General features: G+C 68.4%; 21 protein-coding genes. 11 read left to right on the plus strand and 10 right to left on the minus strand.

All coding sequences use genetic code 11. The features are described 5' to 3' along the window. Window positions 1–16: 16 nt before the first annotated feature. The 3 genes from AC07SQ_RS09020 to AC07SQ_RS09030 are packed head-to-tail and all read left to right on the plus strand — an operon-like array spanning window position 17 to window position 3,832. A complete protein-coding gene (locus AC07SQ_RS09020) occupies window positions 17–1,321 on the plus strand; it encodes an alanine racemase (RefSeq protein WP_495272082.1) in 1,305 nt (434 codons plus the stop codon). Window positions 1,322–1,341: 20 nt separating this feature from the next. Continuing rightward, window positions 1,342–2,826, plus strand: coding sequence for an N-acyl-D-amino-acid deacylase family protein (locus AC07SQ_RS09025; RefSeq protein ID WP_495272081.1), 1,485 nt, complete (start codon window positions 1,342–1,344; stop codon window positions 2,824–2,826). A 46-nt stretch (window positions 2,827–2,872) separates the two neighbouring features. Then, on the plus strand, window positions 2,873–3,832 hold the full coding sequence (locus AC07SQ_RS09030) for a LysR family transcriptional regulator (RefSeq protein ID WP_492697607.1): 960 nt from the start codon (window positions 2,873–2,875) through the stop codon (window positions 3,830–3,832). Window positions 3,833–3,865: 33 nt separating this feature from the next. Here AC07SQ_RS09030 and AC07SQ_RS09035 read toward each other — a convergent pair whose 3' ends face one another. From AC07SQ_RS09035 to AC07SQ_RS09045, 3 genes are read right to left on the minus strand one after another with little or no spacing between them, the layout of a single operon-like run. Next, the gene (locus AC07SQ_RS09035) at window positions 3,866–5,308 is read right to left on the minus strand and encodes an aldehyde dehydrogenase family protein (protein WP_495272080.1); all 1,443 of its coding nucleotides are present in this window, start codon (window positions 5,306–5,308) and stop codon (window positions 3,866–3,868) included. 18 nt (window positions 5,309–5,326) lie between these two features. Then, window positions 5,327–6,523 carry an ABC transporter ATP-binding protein gene (locus AC07SQ_RS09040; RefSeq protein WP_095746735.1) on the minus strand — a complete coding sequence of 399 codons (1,197 nt, stop codon included), beginning with the start codon at window positions 6,521–6,523 and terminating at the stop codon, window positions 5,327–5,329. Between the two features lie 36 nt (window positions 6,524–6,559). Continuing rightward, window positions 6,560–7,348, minus strand: a complete 789-nt coding sequence (locus AC07SQ_RS09045) for an SDR family oxidoreductase (protein ID WP_373866829.1) — start codon at window positions 7,346–7,348, stop codon at window positions 6,560–6,562. 330 nt (window positions 7,349–7,678) lie between these two features. On the opposite strand from AC07SQ_RS09045, the gene AC07SQ_RS09050 reads away from it, so the two are divergent. The 5 genes from AC07SQ_RS09050 (at window position 7,679) to AC07SQ_RS09070 (ending at window position 11,928) form a co-directional block, all read left to right on the plus strand. Then, on the plus strand, window positions 7,679–8,902 hold the full coding sequence (locus tag AC07SQ_RS09050; RefSeq protein ID WP_070062654.1) for an ABC transporter substrate-binding protein: 1,224 nt from the start codon (window positions 7,679–7,681) through the stop codon (window positions 8,900–8,902). An 81-nt stretch (window positions 8,903–8,983) separates the two neighbouring features. Further along, window positions 8,984–9,874, plus strand: a complete 891-nt coding sequence (locus tag AC07SQ_RS09055; RefSeq protein WP_139704849.1) for a carbohydrate ABC transporter permease — start codon at window positions 8,984–8,986, stop codon at window positions 9,872–9,874. After that, a complete protein-coding gene (locus AC07SQ_RS09060; RefSeq protein WP_495272079.1) occupies window positions 9,871–10,725 on the plus strand; it encodes a carbohydrate ABC transporter permease in 855 nt (284 codons plus the stop codon). The genes AC07SQ_RS09055 and AC07SQ_RS09060 overlap by 4 nt, the downstream gene beginning before the upstream one ends. 127 nt (window positions 10,726–10,852) lie before the next feature. After that, window positions 10,853–11,431: a DJ-1/PfpI family protein gene (locus tag AC07SQ_RS09065; protein ID WP_495272078.1), complete on the plus strand. Its 579-nt coding sequence runs from the start codon at window positions 10,853–10,855 to the stop codon at window positions 11,429–11,431. A gap of 74 nt (window positions 11,432–11,505) precedes the next feature. Further along, window positions 11,506–11,928, plus strand: coding sequence for a ribbon-helix-helix domain-containing protein (locus AC07SQ_RS09070; protein WP_307696991.1), 423 nt, complete (start codon window positions 11,506–11,508; stop codon window positions 11,926–11,928). 29 nt (window positions 11,929–11,957) lie between these two features. On the opposite strand, the gene AC07SQ_RS09075 is transcribed toward AC07SQ_RS09070, so the two are convergent. From AC07SQ_RS09075 to AC07SQ_RS09100, 6 genes are all read right to left on the minus strand, one after another. Further along, window positions 11,958–15,083: an autotransporter outer membrane beta-barrel domain-containing protein gene (locus AC07SQ_RS09075; protein ID WP_495272077.1), complete on the minus strand. Its 3,126-nt coding sequence runs from the start codon at window positions 15,081–15,083 to the stop codon at window positions 11,958–11,960. 350 nt (window positions 15,084–15,433) lie between these two features. Beyond that, window positions 15,434–16,447 (minus strand): Bug family tripartite tricarboxylate transporter substrate binding protein, encoded by a 1,014-nt coding sequence (locus tag AC07SQ_RS09080; protein WP_495272076.1) that lies wholly within the window; start codon window positions 16,445–16,447, stop codon window positions 15,434–15,436. Window positions 16,448–16,503: 56 nt separating this feature from the next. Then, window positions 16,504–17,478, minus strand: a complete 975-nt coding sequence (locus AC07SQ_RS09085) for a Bug family tripartite tricarboxylate transporter substrate binding protein (protein WP_495272075.1) — start codon at window positions 17,476–17,478, stop codon at window positions 16,504–16,506. Beyond that, window positions 17,478–18,683, minus strand: a complete 1,206-nt coding sequence (pcaF, locus tag AC07SQ_RS09090; protein WP_495272074.1) for a 3-oxoadipyl-CoA thiolase — start codon at window positions 18,681–18,683, stop codon at window positions 17,478–17,480. The genes AC07SQ_RS09085 and pcaF overlap by 1 nt, the downstream gene beginning before the upstream one ends. Before the next feature lie 30 nt (window positions 18,684–18,713). Beyond that, on the minus strand, window positions 18,714–19,355 hold the full coding sequence (locus tag AC07SQ_RS09095) for a 3-oxoacid CoA-transferase subunit B (protein WP_175497135.1): 642 nt from the start codon (window positions 19,353–19,355) through the stop codon (window positions 18,714–18,716). A gap of 60 nt (window positions 19,356–19,415) precedes the next feature. Next, window positions 19,416–20,117 carry a 3-oxoacid CoA-transferase subunit A gene (locus tag AC07SQ_RS09100; protein WP_492686569.1) on the minus strand — a complete coding sequence of 234 codons (702 nt, stop codon included), beginning with the start codon at window positions 20,115–20,117 and terminating at the stop codon, window positions 19,416–19,418. Between the two features lie 137 nt (window positions 20,118–20,254). On the opposite strand from AC07SQ_RS09100, the gene AC07SQ_RS09105 reads away from it, so the two are divergent. Next, window positions 20,255–21,052: an IclR family transcriptional regulator domain-containing protein gene (locus AC07SQ_RS09105; protein ID WP_495272073.1), complete on the plus strand. Its 798-nt coding sequence runs from the start codon at window positions 20,255–20,257 to the stop codon at window positions 21,050–21,052. Window positions 21,053–21,079: 27 nt separating this feature from the next. On the opposite strand, the gene AC07SQ_RS09110 is transcribed toward AC07SQ_RS09105, so the two are convergent. Continuing rightward, window positions 21,080–22,084, minus strand: coding sequence for a Bug family tripartite tricarboxylate transporter substrate binding protein (locus AC07SQ_RS09110; protein WP_495272072.1), 1,005 nt, complete (start codon window positions 22,082–22,084; stop codon window positions 21,080–21,082). 205 nt (window positions 22,085–22,289) lie between these two features. Between AC07SQ_RS09110 and AC07SQ_RS09115 the strand changes: the two genes are divergently transcribed. Both AC07SQ_RS09115 and AC07SQ_RS09120 read left to right on the plus strand, forming a co-directional pair. Continuing rightward, complete coding sequence (locus tag AC07SQ_RS09115) at window positions 22,290–23,456, plus strand: nuclear transport factor 2 family protein (RefSeq protein WP_492730955.1); 1,167 nt, start codon at window positions 22,290–22,292, stop codon at window positions 23,454–23,456. After that, a complete protein-coding gene (locus AC07SQ_RS09120) occupies window positions 23,456–24,928 on the plus strand; it encodes a L,D-transpeptidase family protein (protein ID WP_495272071.1) in 1,473 nt (490 codons plus the stop codon). Before AC07SQ_RS09115 ends, AC07SQ_RS09120 begins: the two co-directional genes overlap by 1 nt. Window positions 24,929–25,160 lie beyond the last annotated feature (232 nt).

Raw genomic sequence — 25,160 nt, forward strand, 5'->3', positions numbered from 1 at the left:
TGAATCGAGAGCTCCAATGAACACCCTGCCCTCCTCTCACGACCTCATCGACCCGCTGCTCAGCGACCGTTTCAAGGGCTACCCGCGCACCCAGCCGCCGCGCCTGCGCAGCGAAGTCGGCGCCGCCGGCTGGAACGTGCTGGCCGGCGACCTGCCGCTGCCGCTGGCCGTGCTCAAGCGCGAGGCGCTCGAACACAACCTGGCGTGGATGCAATCGCGCGTGCGCGAATGGGGCATCGACCTGGCGCCGCACGGCAAGACCACCATGTCGCCGCAGCTGTTCCAGCGCCAGCTCGACGCCGGCGCCTGGGGGCTGACCTTTGCCACCGTCACGCAGCTGGCCGTGGGCGTGGCGGCCGGCGCGCGCCGCACGCTGATCGCCAACCAGGTCGTGAGCGACGAAGACCTGGCGGGCATTCAGCTGCTGCTGGCTGACCATGCGGACCTGCGTGTGGTGTTCCTGATCGATTCGATCGCGCAGCTGGCGCTGATCGAAGACTGGTCGAAGCGCAATCCTGCCAGCGTGCCCTTCGAGGTGATGCTCGAGATCGGCATCGACGGCGGACGCACGGGCTGCCGCACGCATGCGGAAGCGGTCGCCGTGGCCAGTGCAGTGCGTGCCAGCAGCGCCGCGAAGCTGGTGGGCATCGAGAGCTACGAAGGCCTGAATGCCACCGGGTCCACCGAACAGGACACCGCTTTTGCCAAGGCCCTGATGGACCGGATCGAAGCCGTCGCGCGTCATTGCGACACGCAGCAGCTCTTCGAGACCGACGAGGTGCTGGTCTCGGCCGGCGGCTCGGCGATCTTCGATCTCGTGGCCGGGCGCCTGAAGCCCGCACTGGGTGCGCCGGTGCGCGGCCTGCTGCGCTCGGGCTGCTACGTGACGCACGACCATGGCTTCTACAAGCGCATGGTGAACGTGGCGGATGAGCGCATGGGGTGCGAGTGCGGCGAAGGGCTGACACCGGCGATGGAGGTCTGGGCCAACGTGCAGTCGCGACCCGAGCCGGGCCTGGCGATTCTCTCGGTCGGCAAGCGCGACGTTTCTTTCGACATGTCGATGCCGATCCCCATTGCGCACGCGGCACGCGGTGCATTGCAGTCGCACGCTGTGCCCGCCAGCTGGAAGGTGACCGCGCTGAACGACCAGCACGCCTACCTGCGCTGGGACGCGAATGACGAAGCACAGGCACCGGTCGTCGGCGACCGTGTGGGCCTGGGCATCTCGCACCCCTGCACCACCTTCGACAAGTGGCACTGGATGCCCGTGGTCGAGAACGACTACCGCGTGAGCGATGCGGTCGTGATCCATTTCTGAGCAAGGCAACGCATCCCTCCATGAACACACAGAAGAACAGCGCGACGCTGCTCGAAGGCGGCCTCGTGGTCGACGGCTCGGGCGGCCCTTCGTGGCCCGGCGACGTGCTGCTGCAGGGCGATCGCATCCTGGCGCTGGGCGAAGGCCTGCGCGCGCGCCTGCCTGCAGGGCTGGACATCGCCGATGTCGACGTGGTCGACTGCCGCGGCAAGGTGATCGCGCCCGGCTTCATCGACGCGCACACGCATGACGACGCCATCGTGCTGCGCGACCCGCTGTGCCTGCCCAAGGTGTCGCAGGGCATCACCACCGTGGTCACCGGCAATTGCGGCATCTCGCTGGCGCCGTACCGCACACCACAGTCGAAGCCGCCACTCACGCTGCTGGGCGCCGACTCGTTCAAGCACGCGACCATGGCCGAGTACCGTGCGGCCGTCGATGCGACGCAGCCTGCGCTCAACGTGGCCGCGCTCGTGGGCCACACCACGCTGCGCTTCGCGGCGATGCAGGCGCTCGACCGGCCCGCGAACGACGATGAACTGGCGCACATGGCCGCGCTGCTCGACGACTGCATGGCTTCGGGTGCGCACGGCCTGTCATCGGGCCTGTTCTACGAAGAAGCCTTTGCAGCGCCAGCCGAAGAGGTCACCGCGCTCGCGCGCGTCGTGGCGCGCCATGGCGGCGTGTACGCCACGCACCTGCGCAGCGAGATGCAGCAGATCATCGAGGCGATGCACGAGGCCGGTGACTCGGCGTTCGAGGCCGGCGTGCCCTTGATCATCTCGCACCACAAGTGCGCAAGCCCGGCCAACTGGGGCCGCACGAAGGAGACCCTGCCGCTGATCGACGCCCTGTCGCAGCGCCAGGAGATCGCGATGGACGTGTATCCCTACGTGGCCGGGTCCACCGTATTGCGCGAGGACATGGTGGACGGCGTCATCGACGTGCTGCTGACTTGGTCCGAGCCCCACCCGGAGATGACCGGCCGCCTGATCTCCGACATCGCACGCGAATGGGGCACGACGGAGCAGGAGGCCAGCCTGCGCCTGAAGCCCGGCGGTGCGTGCTATTTCCTGATGCAGGAAGAAGACGTCGAAAGAGTCATCGCGCATCCGCGCACCATGATCGGCAGCGACGGCCTGCCGCACGACCGCCATCCGCACCCGCGGCTGTGGGGCGCGTTCCCGCGCGTGTTCGCACGCTACTGGCGCCAGCGCAAGCTCTTCACGCTGGAGCAGGCGGTGCACAAGATGACGGGCATGACGGCGCGCAACCTGCGCATCGCGGACCGGGGCCTTCTGCGTGTCGGCACCATGGCCGACGTGGTGGTGTTCGACCCCGAGACCATCACCGACACCGCCACCTACGACCAGCCGCTGGGCGTGAGCGAAGGGATCGAGCGCGTGTTCGTGAACGGCGTGCTCGCGTACCGCGGTGCGAACGAGGCGCGCGTGCTCGCGCGCGCGGGGCGCATGCTGACACGGCAGGCACGCGCCGCGAACTAACTGAACGTCGCCGCGCCCCTTCCCCGCCATCCCGTAGAGTGCACGCATGATCGAATCCACCACCCTTCGGTACTTCTACGAGGTCGCGGCCTTCGGCTCCGTGCGCGTGGCGGCGGAAAAGCTCTTCGTGGCCCAGAGCGCCGTGAGCCGGCAGATCGCGTTGCTGGAAGACGAACTGGGGGTGCCCGTCTTCGAGCGCCACGCGCGCGGCATGGCGCTGACCGCGGCCGGCGAACTGCTGCTGCGCTATGCGCAGGACAACAAGACGCAGCTGGCCGACCTGAAGGGCCAGATCCACGAGTACGAGACGCTGGCCAAGGGCCATGTGCGGGTGGGCTGCGTGGAAGGCATCCTGCACGGCCTGCTCACCAGCTTCATGCCGAGCTTCATCCGGACGCACCCGGGCATCACCTTCTCGCTCGACCTCATGGGCTCGCATGCGGTGGGCGAGTCGGTGGCGGAGCACAAGTACGACCTGGGCATCCTGTTCGGCGCCTCGCCGCGCCCCGACCTCATCGAGCTGCAGAAGATCGAACAGCCCTTGTGCGTGATCGCTTCGACGCAGCATCCCCTGGCGCAACAGCGCAGCTGCACGCTCGCGGAAGTCGCCGACGCGCCCCTGGCATTGCCCGACCGTTCCTTCGGCCTGCGCCAGCTGGTCGACCGCGTCAGCTCCAAGGGCAAGTTCAAGCTGAACATCGCGGTCGAGACGAATTCGCTGTCCTTCGCGAGCCGGCTGGTCGCGGAGTCGGACCTCATCACCTTCCAGCCGAGCGACGTGGTCGCGCCGCTGATCGAGGCCGGCAAGGTGGTGGCCATTCCGCTCACCGATGCGTCGCTGCGCTCTGCGCGCGCCACGCTGGTGGCGAGCTATTCCCGGCGGCTGTCGCTCGCGGCCAATCACCTGTCGCAGTCGCTGATCGCGTACATGCAAGGGTGGCAACGGCCCGTGAAGCCGGGGCGCGCCAACGCCGCTCGCACGCCCGCCAGGGGAAAGCCGGAGTAGTCCCGGCGCGCGGGATCGTCGGCATCGAAGGGCTCAACCCGGCAGCGTGACCGTGATCATCTTGATCTCGGTCATCGCCTCCAGTGTGTGCATGCCACCCAGCCGGCCGATGCCGCTTTTCTTGCCGCAGCCGCCGCCGAAGGGCAGGTGGATTTCCCACCAGGTGGTGCCCGCGTTGATGTTGACGATGCCGGCGGGAATCGCCTTGGCCATGGCGATGCCGCGGCCAATGTCTTGGGTGAAGACGCCCACCGAGAGTCCGTAGTCGTTCTGCAAGGCCAGCGCCAGGGCCTGCGCTTCGTCCTGGAAGGCGATGACCGGCACGACGGGGCCGAAGGTTTCTTCGCGGCACAGCCGCATGTCGGGCATGACGTCGCGCACCACGGTGGGCTCGAAGAAGAGGTCGCTGCCCAGGTCCGGCCGCGCCTGGCCACCGCACAGCACGCGTGCACCCTGTTCAACGGCATCGTCCACATGCGCGCGCACCTTGGCGGCCACCTTGGCGTTGTTGAGCGGCCCCATGGTCGTGGCGGGATGCAAGGGATCGCCCAGCACCTGCTCGGCGGCCTTGGCGACCAGCTTGTCGCAGAGGCGGTCGACCACGCTGGCATGGGCCAGCACGCACCCTGTCGCCGCGCACACCTGCCCGGCATTGAAGAACGCGCCGCCTGCCGCTGCAGCGGCTGCCGCATCGAGGTCGGCGTCCTCGAAAACGATCAGGGGGCCATTACCGCCGAGCTCGAGCAGCAGGGGCTTTCCGGCGCCTCGCTCGGCGATGCGCTGGCCCGTCGCGGTGCTGCCGGTGAAGGCGATGGCGGTCACGTCCGGGTGCACGACCACCGCATCGCCCACGGTCGCGCCCTCGCCGATCACCAGGTTGAGAACGCCAGCGGGCAGGCCGGCCTTTTCGATGACTGCCATCAGCGCGCAGGCCACGAGCGCGGTGGACGGCGCAGGCACCCAGACGAGGGTGTTGCCGGTGGCGATGCCGGGGGCGAGGTATTCCACGGGAATGTTGACCGGGAAGTTCCAGGGCGTGATGACGCCGTACACGCCGCGCGGCTGCCGCAGGGTCATGACGAGCTTGCCCGGATCTTCCGCCGGCAGCGTCTTGCCGCCCATCTGCTTGACGAGTTCGGCGGCAAGCCGGAAGCCATCAGCGGCCTTGGCGACTTCGCCCTGCGCCTCGGCCAGGACCTTGCCCTGCTCGCACGACAACGTGTGTGCGAGGGCCTCGCGCGCGGCATCGATCTCGGCCGCGATCGCCATGCACATCGCCGCGCGCTCGAACACGGGCGTGGCGGCCCACGCCTTGGCAGCGGCCTTGGCGGCGGCAACCGCCTCGCCCGCCGTCTCGCGGCCCGAACGGGGCACGGTGGCGATGGTGTCGCCATTGGCCGGGTTGATCACCGGCAGGGTGTCGACGGTGGTCGACCAGCGCCCGCCGATGTGGTTGCCCGTTTCGACTTCGGACATGCAGTGGTTGCGCATGGCCTAGCCGTACGAATACGCGATCGACGCGGCGTGGCGCTGGCCTTCGCTGCCGCCGGCACGCGCGTCCACGCTGGACGCGGACGGCCTGTACCCGGCCGGCGCGGGGGCCGCGACACCCACATGGCGCTCGGTCTGCGCATCGAAGCAATGGGTCGATGCAGCCTCGCGGACCTGCAGGTGCACGAGGTCGCCGGGCTTGAGGGCCACGCGGTCGTGCACGGACACGCACCAGGGCGTCTCGCTGCCCGCCACGGTGCCGTAGATCTGCGTCTTGTCGCCCGTCGACTCCGTGAGGATCACGCGCAGCGCCAGGCCCTCGGGGGCCAGCTGCAGATGCTCGGGCCGCAGCCCCAGCAGCACGTGCTGTCCATCGGCCAGCAGGGGCGTGCACCCGGAAGTCGGCAGGTCCCAGGCCTGCCCGTCGGGCAGCGCGAGCCAGGTGCGGCCGTGTGCGCGATGCACCTGTCCCTGCGTGAAGTTCATGGCGGGCGAGCCGATGAAGCCCGCCACGAAGCGGTTGACCGGGCGGTCGTAGAGCTCGAGCGGCGCACCGACCTGTTCTACCCGGCCCGCGCGCATCACGACGATGCGGTCGGCCATGGTCATGGCTTCCACCTGGTCGTGCGTGACGTAGACCATGGTGTTGCCCAGGCGCTGGTGCAGGGCCTTGATCTCGGCGCGCATCTGCACGCGCAGCTGCGCATCCAGGTTGGACAGCGGCTCGTCGAAGAGGAACAGCGCGGGCTCGCGCACCACGGCGCGGCCCATGGCCACGCGCTGGCGCTGTCCGCCCGAGAGCGCGCGCGGCAGGCGGTCCAGGTAGGGCGTGAGGTTGAGCAGGCTGGCGGCTTTTTCGATGCGCGGGCGGAAGTCGCTTTCGGCTTCGCCGCGCGTGCGCGGGCCGAAGGCGATGTTCTCGTAGACCGACAGGTGCGGGTAGAGCGCATAGCTCTGGAACACCATCGAGATGTTGCGCTTTTGCGGCGACAGGTCGTTGGCCCGCGCACCGCCGATGCGCAGCTCGCCGCCGCTGATGGGCTCCAGCCCCGCGATCATGCGCAGCAGCGTCGACTTGCCGCAGCCCGAGGGGCCGACCAGCACGACGAACTCGCCGTGGGCAATGTCCAGGTCGATGCCGTGCACGACGGGCACGCCCGCGAAATCCTTGCGCAGTTGCTTGAGTTGAACCTGAGCCATGGGGTCTCCTTGTCTTTGTGGAAGTGAGTCGCTGGCTCAGTAGTCTTCGACAGTGATCTCACGGGCCATCGGAAGAATGCCCGCCATGAGGCCCGCATCCACCGGCAACGCCACGCCCGTGATGACGCGCGCGGCGGGCGACGCGAGGAAGAGCACGGCATCGGCCACGTCGTCCGGTGTCGCGAAGTCGCCCAGCGGGTACCACTTCTTCAGCTGCTCGAACACCTGCGGGTTCTTGTCGGCCCGCGCCTGCCAGGCGGGCGTCTTGACGGTGCCCGGCAGCACGATGTTGGCGCGGATGCCGTAGGCGCCCAGTTCCATGGCGAGCGAGCGGGTGTAGCTGACGAGAGCCGCCTTGGCCGCGCTGTAGGCCGGGTGGCCGAGCGTGGTCAGCGCGTTGACCGAGCCGATGAGCACCAGCTGCCCGCTGCGGCGCTCGACCATGGCGTGGCGCACCGCCTCCACGCAATGGAACGCGCCATTCAGGTTGAGCTGGATGTCGGCCTGCCAGTCCTGCGGCGTGGTCTTGCGCACCGTCGGCCCGCGCGCGGCGCCCACGTTCGACACCAGCACATCCACCGGGCCGACAGCCGCAACGGCCGTGGCCACCTTGTCGCACAGCGCCGCGCAGTCGGTGACGTCCGCCACCAAAGGATGCAGCCGCGCCAGATCGTCGGCACTCACGCCCTGCCCGGCCAACACGGCCGCCAGGCGCTCCAGTGCGCCCGCGTCGTGGTCCAGCGCGATCAGCCGGTCGCCCGCCTGCAGCACGCGGCGGCACAGGGCCTGGCCGATGCCGCCCGCGGCGCCCGTGACCAGCGTCACGCGCCGGGACGGCGCGTGGGGATGAACCGAAGACGGAGTCGAAATTGATGTGTCCACGCAATGCGCCCTGTGAATTGCCAATACCTCTCCCGACCGGGCGGCAATGAATTACCGCGCGCAATTCGAGCTCGAATTTTGAAGCGTACAGGAGGCCACGGGAATTTGGCCTTCAATATTTCGCAGGCAGGGTTCTGTTTTTTAGAAATCGAGGGTTAGCTCTATCTATGGCGTCATTCGACCGACTCGTAAGATAAAAAAGCGCAAGCATTGATCGAAGCGGATCCCGACGTGTATTCAATTAATTTTCAATCACTTCACGAGGAATTAAATATGAAAAAACGAAATACAACTCTATTGGCAGGCGCAATTCTTCTGGGTCTTTCCTCCCTCACGGCCCAGGCAGGAAATATCCGCATCGCCATGTCCAGCTACAGCGACAACACGCGCCCCTGGCTGGAGGCGCTGGCCCGGGACTACGAAAAGGCCAACCCGGGAGACAAGGTCAAGGTCGAGGTGGGAAGCTGGGAGAACATGCAGCAGAAACTGCAGGCGGAAATCGCCAGCAACAACCCTCCCGACCTGGCCCACGTCGCGACCCGCTGGGTCGGCGATTTCGTGAATGACGGCTTGGTGGAGCCGGTCGACAATTACGCCAATGCAGCATTCAAGGACCAATTCATTCCGGCCTTCCTGAAAGCCGGAAATATCAATGGAAAGCCTTATGCGCTGCCTATTGCAGCCAGCGTGCGCGCCATGTTCTATAACAAGGACATGCTGAGCAAGGCGGGCTTTCCCAATGGCCCCAAGACCTGGGACGACGTGATTGCCGCCGCGAAAAAGATCAAGGCCACGGGGGCCTACGGCTATGGCATCCAGGGCAAGGACCTGGATACCGACACTTATTTCTACTACGCGCTGTGGAGCATGGGCGGCGATGTGCTCGATGCCGGCAACAAGGCCGCCTTCAATTCGCCGACCGGCGTGAAAGCCGCCACGCTCTACAAAAGCATGATCGACCAGGGCCTGACCGAGCCCGGCGTGGCGGGCAACACGCGCTACGACCTGCACAACCTGTTCAAACAGGGGCGCCTGGGCATGGTCATTTCGCTGCCTCCGCTGGCCAAGGAAATCGCCAAGGACGCGCCGCAACTGAAATACGGCATCACCGGCGTGCCCAATGGCGGCAAGGACATCACCTTCGGCGTGACCGATTCGATCATGATGTTCAAGACCTCGAAGAACAAGGAAACCGCCCAGAAATTCCTGAACTTCATGTTCTCGAAAACCGCGCGGCTGAAGTTCGACCAGGGTGAAGGCTTCATGCCGGTGACGCGCGAGGTGGCCAACGACCCCGTGTTCAAGGACGACCCGGTGCTCTCCGAGTTCGTGACCCTGCTGCCCAACGCGCGCTTCGCCCCGCTGGTCGCCGGCTGGGAAGACTCGGCGCAGGCCGTCACCAATGCGCTGCAGGCCATCTACCAGGGCAAGGCGGAACCGAAGGCGGCACTGGACAAGGCCGCGGCCGAAGCCAACACCAAGCTCAACAAGAAGTAAGCCAGCAAGCCCCGGGGCGCAGCCGCCGGGCTGCGCCAGCTTTCCGCGTGTCGCACCACGTCTATCCGATCGAATTGCCCTATGCAGAATCCTGTTCGAGGCCCTGCCCTGGCTTGGGGGCTGATTGCGCCGAGCCTGTTGCTCACCCTCTTCATCCTGGCCTACCCGCTGTCCACCCTGGTGTTCCAGTCGGTGCACGACATCTCGCGCTTCGGCCTGCTGCGGGCCTTCAACGGCCTGGACAACTTTCGCACCGTGTTCACCGATCCGGTGTTCGTCCACGTGGTGTGGCGCACGGTGCAATGGACGGTGTGCGTGGTCGGCGGCGCGGTGCTGTGCGCTGTGCCGATCGCGCTCATCCTGCAGCAGGATTTCTATGGCCGGGGCGTGGCGCGCACGATCGTGATGCTGCCCTGGGCGGTGTCGCTGACCATGACCGCCATCGTCTGGACCTGGTCGTTCAATGGCCAGTACGGCATGGTCAATGCGAGCCTCGCGATGGTCGGGATCATCCAGGAGCCGATCAACTGGCTGGCCGATGGACAGCTCGCGTTCTGGGTCGAGGTGGGCGTGGGCATCCTGGTGTCCATTCCCTTCACCGTGACCATCTTCCTGGGCGGGCTGTCGTCGGTGTCGCAGGACATCTACGAGGCGGCCGGCATCGAAGGCGCGTCGCGCTGGCAGCAGTTTCGCCGGCTCACGCTGCCGCTGCTCAAGCCCTTCATCCACATGGCGATCGTGCTGAACGTGATCTACGTCTTCAACTCGTTCCCCATCATCTGGATCATGACGCAGGGCGGGCCGGACAACGCCACGCACATCCTCGTCACCTGGCTGTACCAGCTGGGCTTTCGCCTGGGCCGCCCCGGTGAGGCAGCCGCCATCTCGCTCGTGATGCTGGCCTTGCTGCTGGCCTTCACCGTGTTCTACCTGCGCCTGCAGAAGCGCCAGTCCGCGAAGGCCGCCGCATGATCCGCCCCGACAAACTCGTGCGCAGCCTCTGGTGCTGGCTGCTGCTCGCGCCGCTGGTGGCCGTGGTCATCTTTCCGCTCGCAGTGATGTTCTTCACGGCGCTCAAGCCGGCGTCCGAGATCTACGTCTATCCGGCGCGCTGGCTGCCGCAGCAGTGGCAGTGGAGCAACTTCTCCGCCATGTGGGCCCAGACCGGCTTCGGGCGCGCGCTGCTGAACAGCCTGCTGGTGTCGCTCTCTGCGACCGTGCTGACGATTGCCGTCAGCGTGCCTTCCGCCTACGCGTTGGCGCGCCTGAAGTTTCGCGGCCAGGGCGGCTACCGGCAGTTTTTGCTCATCACCCAGATGATCTCGCCCGTGCTGCTGGTGGTGGGCCTGTTCAAGATGGCGGCCAGCCTGCCCTGGTTCGAGGGCGGCAACATGACCGACTCGCGCCTGTCCGTGGTGGTGGCCTATGGCGCCTTCGGCATCGCCTTTGCCGTCTGGATGATGACCTCCTACTTCGAGACCATTCCGCGCGACCTGGAAGAGTCGGCCTGGCTCGAAGGCTCGGGCCCGGTGCGCACGGTCTGCAAGGTGTTCCTGCCGCTGGCCTTGCCGGCCATGGCGGTCACGGCGCTGGTCACCTTCGTCAATGCCTGGAACGAGTTCGCGGTGGTCTACACGCTGATCCGCTCCACGGAGAAGCAGACGCTGACCGTGCTCGTCACCAACATGGTCGCGGGCCAGTACGTGGTGCAGTGGGAGTTGGTGATGGCCGCCGCCATCTGCGCCGTGGTCCCGGTCGCCATTTTGTTTGCGTGGATGCAGCGCTACATGGTGCAGGGCCTGACCGCGGGCTCGGTCAAATAGCGACCGCAGCGGCATCACAGCCCGCTGCTACCCGCTGCGCCCGCCCCCTTCGAATAATGCGGCGACGGCCGGCGCGCCCCCTGCGCTGGCCGGTTTCGCTACACCTCATCCGAAGGAGACAAACCCGATGGCTCGCAAGATCCTGATGCTCTGCGGCGACTACGCCGAAGACTACGAAACCATGGTGCCGTTCCAGACCCTGCTGGCCGTCGGCCACACCGTGCATGCGGTGGCGCCCGACAAGAAGGCCGGCGACTGGGTGCACACCGCCATCCACGACTTCGAAGGCGCGCAGACCTACAGCGAGAAGCCGGGCCACCGCTTCACGCTGAACGCCAGCTTCGACGAGGTGCGCCCCGAGACCTACGACGCGCTCGTGATCCCCGGCGGCCGCGCGCCCGAGTACCTGCGCATGCACAGCCGCGTGGTGGAGATCGCGCGCCACTTCCTGGCCACCGACAAGCCGGTGGCCGCCGTCTGCCACGGCGCGCAGCTGCTCGCGGCCACGGGCCTCATCAAGGGCCGCAAGGTCTCGGCCTACCCGGCCTGCCAGGTCGAGGTGGAACTGGCCGGCGCCGAGTACATGGGCATCCCGGTCGACCAGGCGGTGACCGACCGCAACCTCGTCACCGCACCGGCCTGGCCGGCGCATCCGGCGTGGCTGTCGCAGTTCCTGGTGGTGCTGGGCACCCGCATCGAACACTGATCGGACGGAAGTGCGTGGGCGGCGCTACAGTGCCGCGTCGCCCCGATTCATTCAGCCTCTCAAGGAGATGGCCCATGTGCGAAGTCTTCATCAGCGCCGATCCGCAAAGCTACGACGCGCGCACGCGCTCGGTGCGGCTGCACGGCGTGGTCACCAGCATCCGGCTCGAGAACCTGTTCTGGCAGGTGCTCGAAGAGATCGCGCAGCGCGACGGCATGGCCGTGGTGCAGCTCATCGAGCGGCTGTACGACGAGCTGGTGGCGGCGCGCGGCGAGGTCGGCAACTTCGCGTCGTTCCTGCGGGTGTGCGCGTTGCGCTACGAGGCGATGGTGGCGCAGGGGCGGATTCCGGCCGACACGTCGGTCGCGATCCGCTCGCTCGATGCGAACGCCGTGCTGCATGAACTGCCGCAGGGTTGGGGGCGGCCATCGCCTGCGCAGCAGCCGGGAGAGGCACGCGTGCACACGCTCCACGCCGGCGTGCGGCGGCATGCGTAGACGCCGCCCTTGCGCGCCCCTTCACGAGATCACCAGCGCATCTTCACGCCGACGCTCGCATTGACCCCGCTCTTGATGCGCGAGTCGCCGCCGGAGCCCGCCCACAGCTTGCCCAGCTCCACATACACGCTCGTGTTCTCGGCCACCTGCAGCGTGGCCCCTGCCGCCAGCTCGGTGCTGCTGCCGCCGGTGCGCGTCGCGATGTCGGTGAAGCCGGCCGGGCCGACGAAGCGGGTGACGTCGGTGCCGCGGCTGCTGCGGTGGAAATTGACCCGCACATAAGGCTGCAGCACCCCGGCGCGGGTGACGAACTCGCCCTTCACGCGCACGCCGGCGCGTGCCCGCCAGCCGTTGTGGCTGTTCTGCTGCACGAGCGCGCCGGAGATGCCCGTGTCGCCCAGGCTCACCCGCTGGTGCACCAATTGCACCTGCGGCTCGACGGTCCAGTTCTGCGCGATGGGAATCGACTGCCCCACCTCGATGGACGCCAGCAGGCTGTTGCCCTTGCCGCCCCGGGAGAAGCCCAGCGTGGGTCTGGCGGTGTAGCGGTGGCGCCCGGCCTGCAGCACGCCGTCGACGTACACGCCGCTGGCGTGCTTCCAGGTGGCATAGGCGCCCAGGTATTCGCTCTTCTGGTTGTTGGTGCCCACGCCGAGGTTCGCCAGGCCGCTGGCAAAGCCGTTCACGCGCATGTCGCCGTCGAGCTGGCCGACGTACACGCCCGCGTGCCAGTCGGGGTTGGCCCACAGGTCGGTGCCGGCCTGGAAGCCCGTGAGGCGCCCCTTGCTCGTGGGGCTCACGGTGCCGCCCTGCGCGATGGTGCGCTCGGTGCTGATGATGCGCCCCCACGCCTCGCGGTAGCCCTGCGTGGGCTTGGCCGGGTTTGCGCCCGCTACAAGGTCCTCACCCATGCGCAGGCGCCTGTTGCCGAGCATCGCGAGGCTGGACTGGCGCAGCTGCTCGGGCAGCGCGGCGTACAGCGGCACTTCGGCGCGGTAGGTGGGCACGGCGAGCACGGGCACGACGCCGGTGCCGCCAGTGCCCGAGCCGCCACCGCCACCGCCGGCCGGCGGCGTGACGGGCGTGACGGGCGGGACAGGCGTCACGGGCGTCACGGGTGCAGTGGTCGAGCGCAGGTACCAGTTCTCGCCCGCGCCGGCGGCGTCCGCCGCATGCAGCCGGTACTCGTAGGCGCCCGCATCGACGTGCGTGCCGGCCAGCACGAACGCGCTCTTGGTGGTCTGCGCGGTGGTGGTCGCACCGTTGAGGGCGCTGATCACCTCGATGCCGTTGCCGGTGGTGAGCGCGCCCAGGCCGCCCAGGTTGGTGATCTGCACATTCGTCGTGCCGCTGGCGACGGCGGTGGCGCCGCTCAGGATGAGCCGGTCGCTCGCGCTCGCGCTGCCGCCCAGCGCGGTGCCCAGTCGCAGCGTGCCGCCGTTGCCCACCCACGGGCCGTTGACGGTGAGCGTGGTGCCGGGCACCGCACCCACCAGCGAGACGGTGCCGCTGTGGGCCATCGACGCGAGGGTCTGGCTGTTGCCGGCCAGGTCGAGCGTCGCGCCGGTGGCCACCGTGAAGGGGCTCGCGCTGCTGAGCACGTTGGCCGCGCCGGCACGCAAGGTGCCCGCCGCGACGTTGGTCGCGCCCGAGTGGGTGTCGGCACCGCTGAGCGTCAGCACGCCCGCGCCGATCTTCACGAGATCGCTGGCGCCGGAGATCGCGCCGGTCCACGTCAGGGCGTTCCCGTTGGTGTCGATGGTGCCCGTGCCGCCCAGCAGCAGGGCGTTGCTGACGGTGAGGCCACCGGCGCCCGCGATGACGCTCGCGGTGGCGCCCGCGCCGATCGAAATCGCACCCGTCATCGACGAGCCGGTGTTCAACGTGAGGCTGTTGGTGCCGCCCGTGAATGCGACCGCCGCAGCGCGCGTGACGCCGTCGCCGCCCAGGCCGCCCGAGATGGTTCCGCCGTTGGTCAGCGCGAGGTTCGCGCCCGTCACCCCGACGCCGCCCACGCCGTTGGCACCGCTCGGTCCGCCGTTGCTGTTGGCCCCGCCGACGCCGCCCGCCCCACCGGCGATGGTGCCGGTGTTGGTGACGGTTGCGCCCGCGCCGGTCGATGCGAGGCCCGCCCCGCCATCGCCGCCGCCGCCCGGTGAACCGGTGCCGCCCGCACCGCCGCCGGCCGCACCGCCCGCGCCCCCGGCACCGCCCGTGATCGCGCCGGAATTGCCGACGGTGACGGCGACACCCGCCAACGTCGCGCCGATGCCCCCTGCGCCGCCGCCGCCGCCCGAGGCGTTGGAACGGGCGGGTGCCAATTCGGCCCCGCCGGCACCGCCCGCCCCGCCCGTGAGGGGACCGGTGTTGGTGAAGCTGAGCCCCGGATTGGTCGCGTTCAGGTAGAACCCGCCGCCCCCGCTGCCGCCGCCGCCGCCCTGCGAAAAGGCGTCGCCGCCCTTGCCGCCGGCGCCGCCCGTGGAAGATCCCGTGGCCGTGTAGCTGCCGAGCGGGCCGCTGAGGATCGAGCCGTAGCCGCCCGCACCGCCGCCGCCGGCAGCCCAGTACCCGTTGCCGCCCGCGCCACCGATGCCGCCGGTGTAGCTGTCGGACGAATTGGCCACGTTGTTGGCGATCGACATGCCCTGGAAGCCACCGCCGCCACCCCCGCCATAGCCGTTCCCATTGGCCGCGTCACCGGTCTGCGCCTGGCCCGCGCCGCCGGCGTCGCCCTGGAACGCCCCGGGGCCGGTGGGCGTGCTGGCCGCGCCGGCCGCGCCGCCGGTGCCCGGCGTGGCACCACCGAAGCCGCCGATGCTGGCGCTGGCGCCCGCCGTGACACCGCCCGGCGTCGACGATCCGCCCGTGCCGCCGAAGGCATTGACCGTGGTGTCGTTGAGCCCGCCGCTCCCGCCCGTGCCGTCGCTGCCGCCCGTGCCCGCGTTCAGCGACGCGTCACCGACCGGCTGGCCGCCCGCGCCGCCGGCCGCGAGCACCGGCACGACGCAGACCCACAGCGCCGCCGTTGCCGCCGCTGCTGCCACCGCGCGCACGCCGCCCCCGCTGCACGATCGCGCGTGGCCGCGCGCGATTTCCGGCGCGGCCACCCAGGTGCCGGCGGTGGGACTCCACAGGGTTCGGAAGATCTTGTTCATGACTCAACTCCCTCTTCGTTCACTGACTGGGCAGGTGGACCTCCGTGTGCAGCAGCAATGGCTTGCTCCTCCCCACGGCGACGATTTCGGATGTGCAAGTCAAAAATGTAAGAACGCGTGCCAGTTACGCGTATCCCTGCAAGGGGCTACCCTGAAACGGGAGCGACCGCCCCATGCGGGGCCACTCCGCCTCTGTCAGGCCCTTCGGTAGACGGTCTACCCTGTCGCGTATCCATACGTAACATGTGACTTTTGGACAGCACAATCTCTCGCCCTGGGCGCGACGCCCAAAAGAAAAGGCACCCTCGCGGGTGCCTTGTTCGTTGCGGATGCGCCCTGGGCGCGCGCTGTCAGTCCAGCGACACGTTCGCCTTGCGGATCACGTCGGTGAAACGCTTCGTTTCGGTCGCCACGAACTGGTCGAACTGCGGGCGCGTGGTGGGGAACGGCTCGTAGCCGAAGCTCTTGAACTTCTCCAGCACGTCGGGTTCGGCCAGGCCCTTCTCGATGTCGCGCTTGATCTTGTCGGTCACCGAAGCCGGCAGGCCCTTCGGCACGGCGATGGCGTTCCAACCGATGACCTCGAAGCCCTTCGGGCCGCCCGATTCGCCCACGGTCGGCACGTCGGGGAAGGCGGCGTTGCGCTGAGGTGCGGCCACGGCCAGGAAGCGCAGCTTGTTGGCGCGCTGCAGCGGGCCGGCGGTGGCGCTGCTGCCCAGCGCAAAGGCCAGCTCGCCGGTGGCGACCGAGGTGTACAGCTGCGTGGTCTCCTTGTAGATCACGTGCTCCATCTGCGTGCCGGTGGCCGACTCGAACAGCTCCGAGCCCAGGTGCACCGGGTTGCCGACCGACCACGAGCCGTAGTCGAGCTTGCCGGGGTTGGCCTTGGCGTCGGCGATCAGGTCGCCCACGGTCTTGTACTTGCTGTTGGTCGCGACGGTGAAGAAGAAGTAGGTCTTGAACAGCGGCAGCAGCGCGTCGAAGTCCTTCGATGCGTCGTATGGCAGCTTCTTGAACAGCGCCGGGTACGCGGCCAGGTGCACGTTGTCGAGCACGATGATGTCGTGGCCGTCCTTGGCACCGCGCTTGAAGGCGTCGATGGCGATGAAGCCGTTGCCGCCCGGGCGATTCTCGACCACCACCGGCTGACCCCAGGCGCGCGAGAGCTTGTCGGCCACGAGGCGGGCCACGCCGTCCGGACCACCGCCGACCGGGAACGGCGTGATGATGCGCACGGGCTTGGTCGGGAAGGCTGCGGGCTGCTGTTGTGCCGAAGCGGTCAGCGGCAGCAGGCCGCCGGCGGTCAGCGCCAGCACGGCTGCAGCGATGGTGCGGCGCGAAAGCGACGAACGAAAGAAGGACATGAGGGAAGTCTCCGGTTTGATGAATCGTTGATGGGTGGGAAGCGGTGCGACGCCGCTCAGTCGACCGACGCGCCCGAGGCCTTGACGATGCCGGCCCACAGCGCGCTTTCCTTCGCGATGAGCGCGGCGTAGTCGGCCGGCCCGCCGAGCAGCGGCACGGCGCCTTCCACGTCCAGGCGCGACTGGAACTCGGCACCGCCCGCCACCTGCAGCATCTGCGTCGACAGCGTCTTCACGAACGCGTCGGACGTGCCGCGCGGCGCGAGGATGCCGTAGGTGAGCGTGCTCTCGAAGCCCGCGAGTTCGCGCAGGCCCGACTCGGCCACGGTGGGCACGTCGGGCAGCGACGGCAAACGCTTCGCGCCCGTGACGGCAATCGCGCGCAGGCGCCCGCCCTTGACCAGCGCGAGCGCGGGCGGGATGACGCTGAACATCATCTGCACCTGGCCGCCCGCGAGGTCGGTGAGCGCGGGGTTGGTGCCCTTGTAGGGGATGTGATTGATCTTCGTACCGGTGCGCTGCGCGAAGAGTTCGCCCGTGAGGTGGCCGCCCGTGCCGCTGCCGCTCGAGGCGTAGTCGAGCAGCCCCGGGCGCACCTTGGCCTCCTTGACGAGGTCGGCCACGCTGCGCACCTTCGAGGCCGCGGGCACCACGAGCACGAGCGCGGACGACGCGAACATGGCCACGGGCAGCAGGTCCTTGCGCGCGTCGAACTTCAGGCTCTTGTACAGCGCCGGGTTGATCGACACGGTGCCCGTGTGGCCCAGCAGCAGCGTGCTGCCGTCGGGCGTGCTGCGCACCACCTGCTCGGTGCCGAGGTTGCCGCCCGCGCCGGGCTTGTTGTCGACGATGACGCCCGACTTGCGCACCTCGCCCAGGCCCTTGGCCATCTGGCGTGCGAACACGTCGTTGCCGCCGCCGGCCGCGAAGGGCACGACGATGCGGATCGGCTTGGCATCGCTCTGCTGCGCATGCGCAGGCAGGCCCGCCGCCAGCAGGCCCAACAGCAGCTCGCGTCGGGCGAGGCCCATCAGACGCGTTCCAGGATCACGGCAATGCCCTGCCCCACGCCGATGCACATCGTGCACAGCGCGTAGCGGCCGCCGCCCTTGTGCAGCTGGTTCACCGCGGTGGTGGCCAGGCGTGCGCCGCTGGCGCCGAGCGGGTGGCCCAGTGCGATGGCGCCGCCGTTGATGTTCACGCGCGCGTCGTCGTCCTTCAGGCCCAAGAGGCGCAGCACGGCGAGGCCTTGTGCGGCGAAGGCTTCGTTGAGTTCGATGACGTCGATCTGGTCGAGCGTGAGGCCGGTGAGCGCCAGCACCTTCCGCGTGGCGGGCGCCGGGCCGATGCCCATGATGCGCGGCGCGACGCCGGCCGTGGCCATGCCGACCACGCGGGCGCGCGGCGTGAGGCCGTGCTTGGCGGCGCTGGCTTCGTCGGCCAGCAGCAGCGCGCAGGCGCCGTCGTTCACGCCGCTGGCATTGCCGGCGGTCACGGTGCCGTCGGGACGCACGATGGGCTTGAGCTTGGCCAGCGCCTCCAGCGTGGTGTCACGCGGATGCTCGTCCTTGTTGACGATGAGGGCGTCGCCCTTCTTCTGCGGCACGCTCACGGGCACGATCTCGGCGTCGAAGAAGCCGGACTTCTGCGAAGCGACAGCGCGCAGCTGCGAGTTGAGCGCCATCAGGTCTTGCGCCTCGCGCTCGATCTTGTAGTCGGTGGCGACGTTCTCGGCCGTCTCGGGCATCGAGTCGACGCCGTACTGCGCCTTCATGAGCTTGTTGACGAAGCGCCAGCCGATGGTGGTGTCGTACACCGCGTTGTTGCGGCTGAAGGCGCTCTCGGCCTTGGGCATGACGAAGGGCGCGCGGCTCATGCTTTCGACGCCGCCGGCGATCATCAGGCCGGCTTCACCGGCGCGGATGGCGCGAGCCGCGGTGCCCAGTGCATCGAGGCCCGAACCGCACAGGCGGTTGATGGTGCCGCCGCCCACTTCGATCGGCAGGCCCGCGAGCAGCGCCGACATGCGCGCGACGTTGCGGTTGTCTTCGCCGGCCTGGTTGGCGCAGCCGTAGAGCACGTCGCTCACGGCCTGCCAGTCGACGTTCTTGTTGCGCTCGATCAGTGCGCGCAGGGGCACGGCGCCGAGGTCGTCGGTGCGCACGCTGCTGAGCGAACCGCCGTAGCGGCCGAAGGGGGTGCGCACGGCGTCGCAGATGAAGGCTTGATTGGTCATGTGAGTTGTCTCTTGAATGGGTGGAACGGATCAGGCGGCGATCGGAAGGCCGACCAGCGTCTCGAGTTCTTCGCGGCTCAGGCCCTCGACGGTGTCGACGAGCTTCAGGCCCTGCGGCGTGCATTCGAGCGTGGCGAGGTCGGAGTACACGCGCTTGACGCAGCCGATGCCGGTGAGCGGATAGGTGCACTGCTGCACCAGCTTGCTCGCGCCCTGCTTGGTGAGCAGGTCCATCATGACCCACGTCTGCTTGGCGCCGATGGCCAGGTCCATCGCACCGCCGACCGCGGGAATGGCGTCTTTCTCGCCGGTGTGCCAGTTGGCGAGGTCGCCCGTGGCCGACACCTGGAACGCGCCGAGCACGCAGATGTCGAGGTGGCCGCCGCGCATCATCGCGAAGCTGTCGGAGTGGTGGAAGAACGAACCGCCCGGCAGCAGCGTGACGGGCTGCTTGCCGGCGTTGATGAGGTCGTAGTCTTCTTCGCCGGCCTCGGGCGCGGGGCCCATGCCGAGGATGCCGTTCTCGCTTTGCAGGATGACCTCGCGGCCCTGCGGCAGGTGGTTGGCCACCAGCGTGGGCTGGCCGATGCCGAGGTTGACGACGGCGCCGTCGAAGATGTCTTGTGCGACGCGGGCTGCCAACTGATCTTTGGTGCGACGGGTGTATGCCATGAGAATTAAGTTCCTCCGCGCTTTCGCGCTACGGTTTTCGCTTTGGGGCGGCCCGGCAGCTCAAGCTGCCTTCTTGAAGCCACCGGCTTGCGTGGCGACACGTTCGATGCGCACCACCTGGTGCACGAAGATGCCCGGGGTCACGATGGTCTCGGGGTCGAGGGTGCCGAGCTCGGCGATGTCGTGCACGGTGGCGATGGTCTTCTTCGCGGCCATGGCCATCACCGGGCCGAAGTTGCGCGCGGCCTTGCGGTAGACCAGGTTGCCCCAGCGGTCGCCGCGCTCGGCCTTGATGAGCGCCACGTCGCCGTGGATGGGGTACTCGAGCACGTACTGCACGCCGTCGATCTCGCGCGTTTCGCGGTTGCCGGCCAGTTGCGTGCCGTAGCCCGTGGGGCAGTAGAAGGCGCCGATGCCGGCACCCGCCGCGCGGATGCGTTCGGCGAGGTTGCCCTGGGGCACGAGCTCGAGTTCGATCTTGCCGCTGCGGTACAGGCCGTCGAACACCTGGCTGTCGGCCTGGCGCGGAAAGCTGCAGATGATCTTGCGCACGCGGCCGGCCTTGAGCAGAGCCGCCAGGCCCGTCTCTCCGTTGCCTGCGTTGTTGTTGACGACCGTGAGGTCCTTGGCGCCCTGCTCGACGAGGCCGTCGATGAGTTCGCCTGGAATGCCGGCGGTGCCGAAACCGCCGATGAGCACCGTGGCGCCGTCTTGGATGCCTGCCAGGGCATCGGCGACCGAGCGCGCGATCTTGTTGATCATGAAGCCTGTCTCCGGGAGTGAAGGAAGAAACCGAACGGTGCGAACACCCTGCCGAATTCACGAACCCTCGCAAACCGCAATTTGTTCGCCTAAAGAACTTTTGTTCGTATAATGAATTTTAAAGAGGATCGCTCGCCATGGCAACCCACCCCGTTTCCGCCAGTTCCGCCACCGACACGCCCGCCCCCGGCGACAGCTACGTGCAGTCTTTTGCGCGCGGCCTGCAGGTGATCCGTTCGTTCAGCGCGAGCGCACCGCACCAGACCCTGAGCGAAGTGGCGGCCGGCAGCGGCCTCACGCGTGCGGGGGCGCGGCGCATTCTTCTCACGCTGCAGACGCTGGGCTACGTGGTGACCGACGGCAAGCTCTTCACGCTCACGCCGCGCATCCTCGACCTGGGCTTTGCCTACCTGTCGTCGATGCCGATCTGGAACCGCGCCGAGCCCGTGATGGAGGCGCTGGTGCAGCAGGTGCAGGAGTCGTGCTCGGCCGCCGTGCTCGACGCGACCGACATCGTCTATGTGCTGCGCGTGCCGACGCAGAAGATCATGCGCATCAGCCTGGGCGTGGGCTCGCGGCTGCCGGCGTACTGCACCTCGCTGGGCCGCCTGCTGCTGGCCGACTTGAGCGACGACGAGGTGCGCGCGCGGCTCGAGGCCTCGAGCCTCGAGGCGCTGACCAAGCACACCGTGACCGACATCGACGCGCTCATGGCCAAGGTGGCCCAGGCGCGCAAGCAGCAGTGGTGCCTGGTGAACCAGGAACTGGAAGAAGGCCTGATCTCCGTGGCCGCGCCCATCGTGAACCGGCAGGGCCGCATGGTGGCCGCGCTGAACATCAGCGGACAGGCGAACCGCACCAGCGCGAAGGTGATGCAGGAGACGATGCTGCCGGCGCTGATCGATGCGGCACGGCAGGTGTCGGCGCTGCTGTAGCCGCAGCGCGATCGCTCCGGCGCTGGCTCAGGCCTCCGAACGGATGCCTTTCATGAGGATCACGCCGCCCAGGCGCGTGGTGTCGGCGCGCATGCGCTTGGCCAGCGTGTCGGGCGAACCGGGCTGCGCCTGCCAGCCAGTCTTGAGCAACTCGCCGCTCACCTCGGGCGAACTGATCACCTCGACCAACGCGGCGTTCAGCCGGGCCACGGCGGCCGGCTTCATGCTCGCGGGCGCGGCGAGCGCGGTCCAGATCTCGAGGTCGGCGCCACGCACGTCGGCGTCGCGGATCGTCGGCAGCTCGTTGACCAGCGGGCTGCGCTCGGGCGAGGTCACGCCGATGGCCTTGAGCTTGCCCGACTTCACGTGCGGCATCGCCAGGCCCGGCGGCAGCAGCGCCAGTTGGATCTCGCCCGCGAGGATGCCGGCGATCACCTGCGGGTTGCCCGTGTAGGGCTTGTGCTGCGCGGTGATGGCCGCGCGGCTCTTGAGCAGTTCCATGCCCAGGTGACCCACGGTGCCCACGCCCGGCGTGCCGTACTTGCCGGCGCTGCCCAGGTTGCGCACCCACAGCAGCAGGTCGGCTGCAGACTTGCCCGTGGCGCTGCCGGACACCACCAGCACCAGCGGCGCGGTGCCGATCAGGCCGACGGGGGCGAAGTCTTTCTCGGGGTCGAAGTCGAGCGACGGGTTCAGCAGCTTGGCGATCGTGAGGTTGCCGTTGATGAGCGCGCCGATCGTGTGGTCGTCCGTGGCCTTGGCCACTTCGGCGGCCACGAGGTTGCCGCTGGCGCCGGGCTTGTTCTCCACCGTCACCGGCTGGCGCAGGAGCTTCGAGAGCGGCTCCGCGATGGCGCGCGCCGCCAGGTCGGGCGAGGCACCCGCCGGAAAGCCCACGAGGATGCGCACGGGCTTGGTTGGCCAGGCGGCATCGCCGCCCGCTGCGCGCTGGGCCCACGAGGCCGGCATGAACAGCGAGGTGGCAATGGCTGCAGCGCCGCCTTCGAGCAGGCGGCGTTTGGTGATCTTCAAGACGGACTCCGGAGGGTTGGAAAAATCAGGGTAAACACGTGCATTTTGCTTACGAGACGTTACATGATGATGCTGCAGCGCACAAGTTCGGCACAACTGTGAATAGGGCCATCGCAGGGCTCCGTCAGCTTGGTATCCAGAGGTGACGGGCGCATTTACAATGCCTGCCGCATTCCCCTTCCCCACCAACGAGGTCTTGTCCGCAATGCCCAAGAGCCCCCGGCCTCGCGCCCGCTTCAGCTTCTCTCCCACCGTGCGCGCCCTGCTCCTGGCCGTTGCGGCCTGCGGCGCCGCGCTTCCCGCGCTGGCCGCGACCGAGCACGAAGAGGTCGACCGCCTGATGCAGTCCGGCAAGCTCGACGAGGCCATGACCAAGGCCGAGGCCTTCCTCAAGGACAAGCCGCGCGATCCGCAGATGCGCTTCCTGAAGGGCGTGATCCAGCTCGACACCGGCAAGCGCGCCGAGGCCATCGCCGCCTTCACCCAGCTCACGCAGGACGCACCCGAGCTGCCCGAGCCGTTCAACAACCTCGCCGTCATCTACGCGAGCCAGAACCAGTTCGACAAGGCCCGCAACGCCCTCGAAAGCGCCATTCGCACCAACCCCAGCTACGCCACCGCCCAGGAAAACCTCGGCGACGTGTACGCGCGGCTGGCCAGCCAGGCCTACAGCAAGGCGCTGCAGCTCGACCAGAACAACACCGCCGTGCAACCCAAGCTGGCCGTGATCCGCACGCTCTTCACCGCCCCGCCGGCGGCCGGCTCCAAGGGCTCGACCCTCGTGGCTTCGGCCACGACGACGCCCGCACCGGCACCGGCTGCGAAGCCTGCCCCGGCGCCTGCGCCCGCACCGGTCGCCAAGGCACCTGCTCCGGCCCCCGTGCCCGCGCCTGCGCCCGTCGCCAAGGCGCCGCCTGCGCCCGCGCCGGCACCTGCCGCCGCGCCTGTCGCACCACCCGTCAAGATGGCCGCAGCCCCCGCGCCGGTCGCCAAGACGCCTGAACCGGCACCAGCGCCTGCTGCAGCCCCGGCTTCCAACGCCGAGATCGAATCCGTCGTGCGCGGCTGGGCCTCGGCCTGGGCCAGCCAGGACATGGACCGCTACCTCGCCGCCTACGGCAGCGACTTCGTGCCCGCCGGCGGCCAGAGCCGCAAGGCCTGGGAAGAAGACCGCCGCGCCCGCATCGTCGGCAAGTCCAGCATCAGCGTGAACCTCGAGAACCTCGCGATCAAGGTCGACGGACAGACCGCCACCGCGAAGTTCCGCCAGGTCTACCGCGCCGACAACCTCAACATCGCGAGCCGTAAGACGCTCGAGCTGCAACGCTCCGGCAACCAGTGGCACATTCGCAAGGAAAGCGTCGGCGGCTAGTGGCAGACATCGTCCGGCACGGCCGGCTTCAGACCCTCCCGTTCCCGCTGCGGAGCGGGAAGCTGCTCGCGGCCTTGACGGCCGCTTCTGCGCTCCTGCTGGCCACGCCCGGCGCCGCGCTCGCAGCCAACAACAGCAACAGTTCCAGCAAGTCGGCCAACGCCAAGACCAGCGGCACCAAGGCCGCCAAGGCGGGCGGCAGCCGTGCGTCCGCCAAGGAAGCCCGAGGCGCCAAAGCCGGCAGCGGCGCCAGCAAGACGCAGCTGCAGGCCAAGGGCAAACGGTCCGCCGTCGCAGCAGACAACGCGGGCGCCACGCGCCCGGCCCGCAAGACCGCCAGAACCGCCGCGCCGCTGCAGGAAGCCAGCGGCGCCGAGGCCCGCCTGATCGGCGTCTACGAACTGTTCGGCCGCGGCAAGACCCGCGAGGCGCTGGCCAAGGCCCAGACCCTCGTGCGCGACCACCCGAACTTCCAGCTCGCGCAGCTCGTGTACGGCGACCTGCTCGCAGCGCAGGTGCCGCCCTCGAACGCCATGCCCGACACCGCCGGCATCGCGCGCCTGCGCGGCAACCCGGCCATGGTCGAGCTGCACGAGGAATCGCGCCGCCGCCTGCAGGCCCTGCGCGAACGCCCGCCCGCCGGCACCGTGCCCTCGCAGTTCCTCACCCTCTCGACCCGCAGCCGCTTCGCCATTGCCGTCGACGCCTCGCGCTCGCGGCTGTACCTGTTCGAGAACTCCGACAAGGGCCTGAAGCTCGTTGCCGACTACTACATCTCCGTCGGCAAGTCGGGCACTGACAAGGCCGTCGAAGGCGACGCGCGCACCCCGCTGGGGGTGTACTACATCACCAGCAGCCTCGACCCGCGCTCGCTGAAAGACTTCTACGGCGCCGGCGCCCTGCCCATCAACTACCCCAACCCGTACGACGTGCGGCGCGGCAAGACCGGCAGCGGCATCTGGCTGCACGGCACCCCGCCCCAGCAGTTCGCGCGGGCGCCGCTGGCCAGCGACGGCTGCGTCGTCATGGCCAACCCCGACCTCAAGCAGCTGCTGCGCAAGGTCCAGATCGGCGCCACCCCCGTCGTCACCGCGCGCAGCCTGCAATGGATTTCGCAGCCGCAGGCCGAAAAAGAAACAAAGAAATTCGCCGATTCAATTACCGCCTGGAAAGACGCGCGCGCCAGCGGCAATGAAGCGCAATTGAAAAAATTCTATTTGCCGGATTTCCAGCGTGCCAGCCGCAAGCCCGTCGATGCCGATGGGGTACTCCGCGACGAATTGACCTACGCACAAGGTAAACGAGTGCAAATCAAGGACACGTCGTACCTGCACTGGCGCGACACCGAGGACACCATGGTCGCCACCTTCGGCGAGGTGTTCGAGGGCGAGAAGAACGGCCGCACCCGCCGCCAGTACTGGCTGCGCCAGGGCGGCGAGTGGAAGCTCTTCCACGAAGAAATCCTCGGCTGAGCCCACATCACCGAAGGGGTCTCGGCCCCAAAAGTGTGATTTATTGCCCAAACGGAGCCGCCTTGTCGAGTGTTACAAATTGCACTCCTAGGTACCGCGCTACGTAACACGTAACGGGCATGTTCCCGTAACGCTCAACTTCCGGACGTTCCCACGCCCGTAACGTGTTCCCCTCGTCCATGCAAGGCTGCATGCGGTTTACAGAGGGAAACGAACATCTCCAGACTGTGAA

The sequence above is a fragment of the Variovorax sp. GW821-FHT06D12 genome (assembly GCF_059419205.1).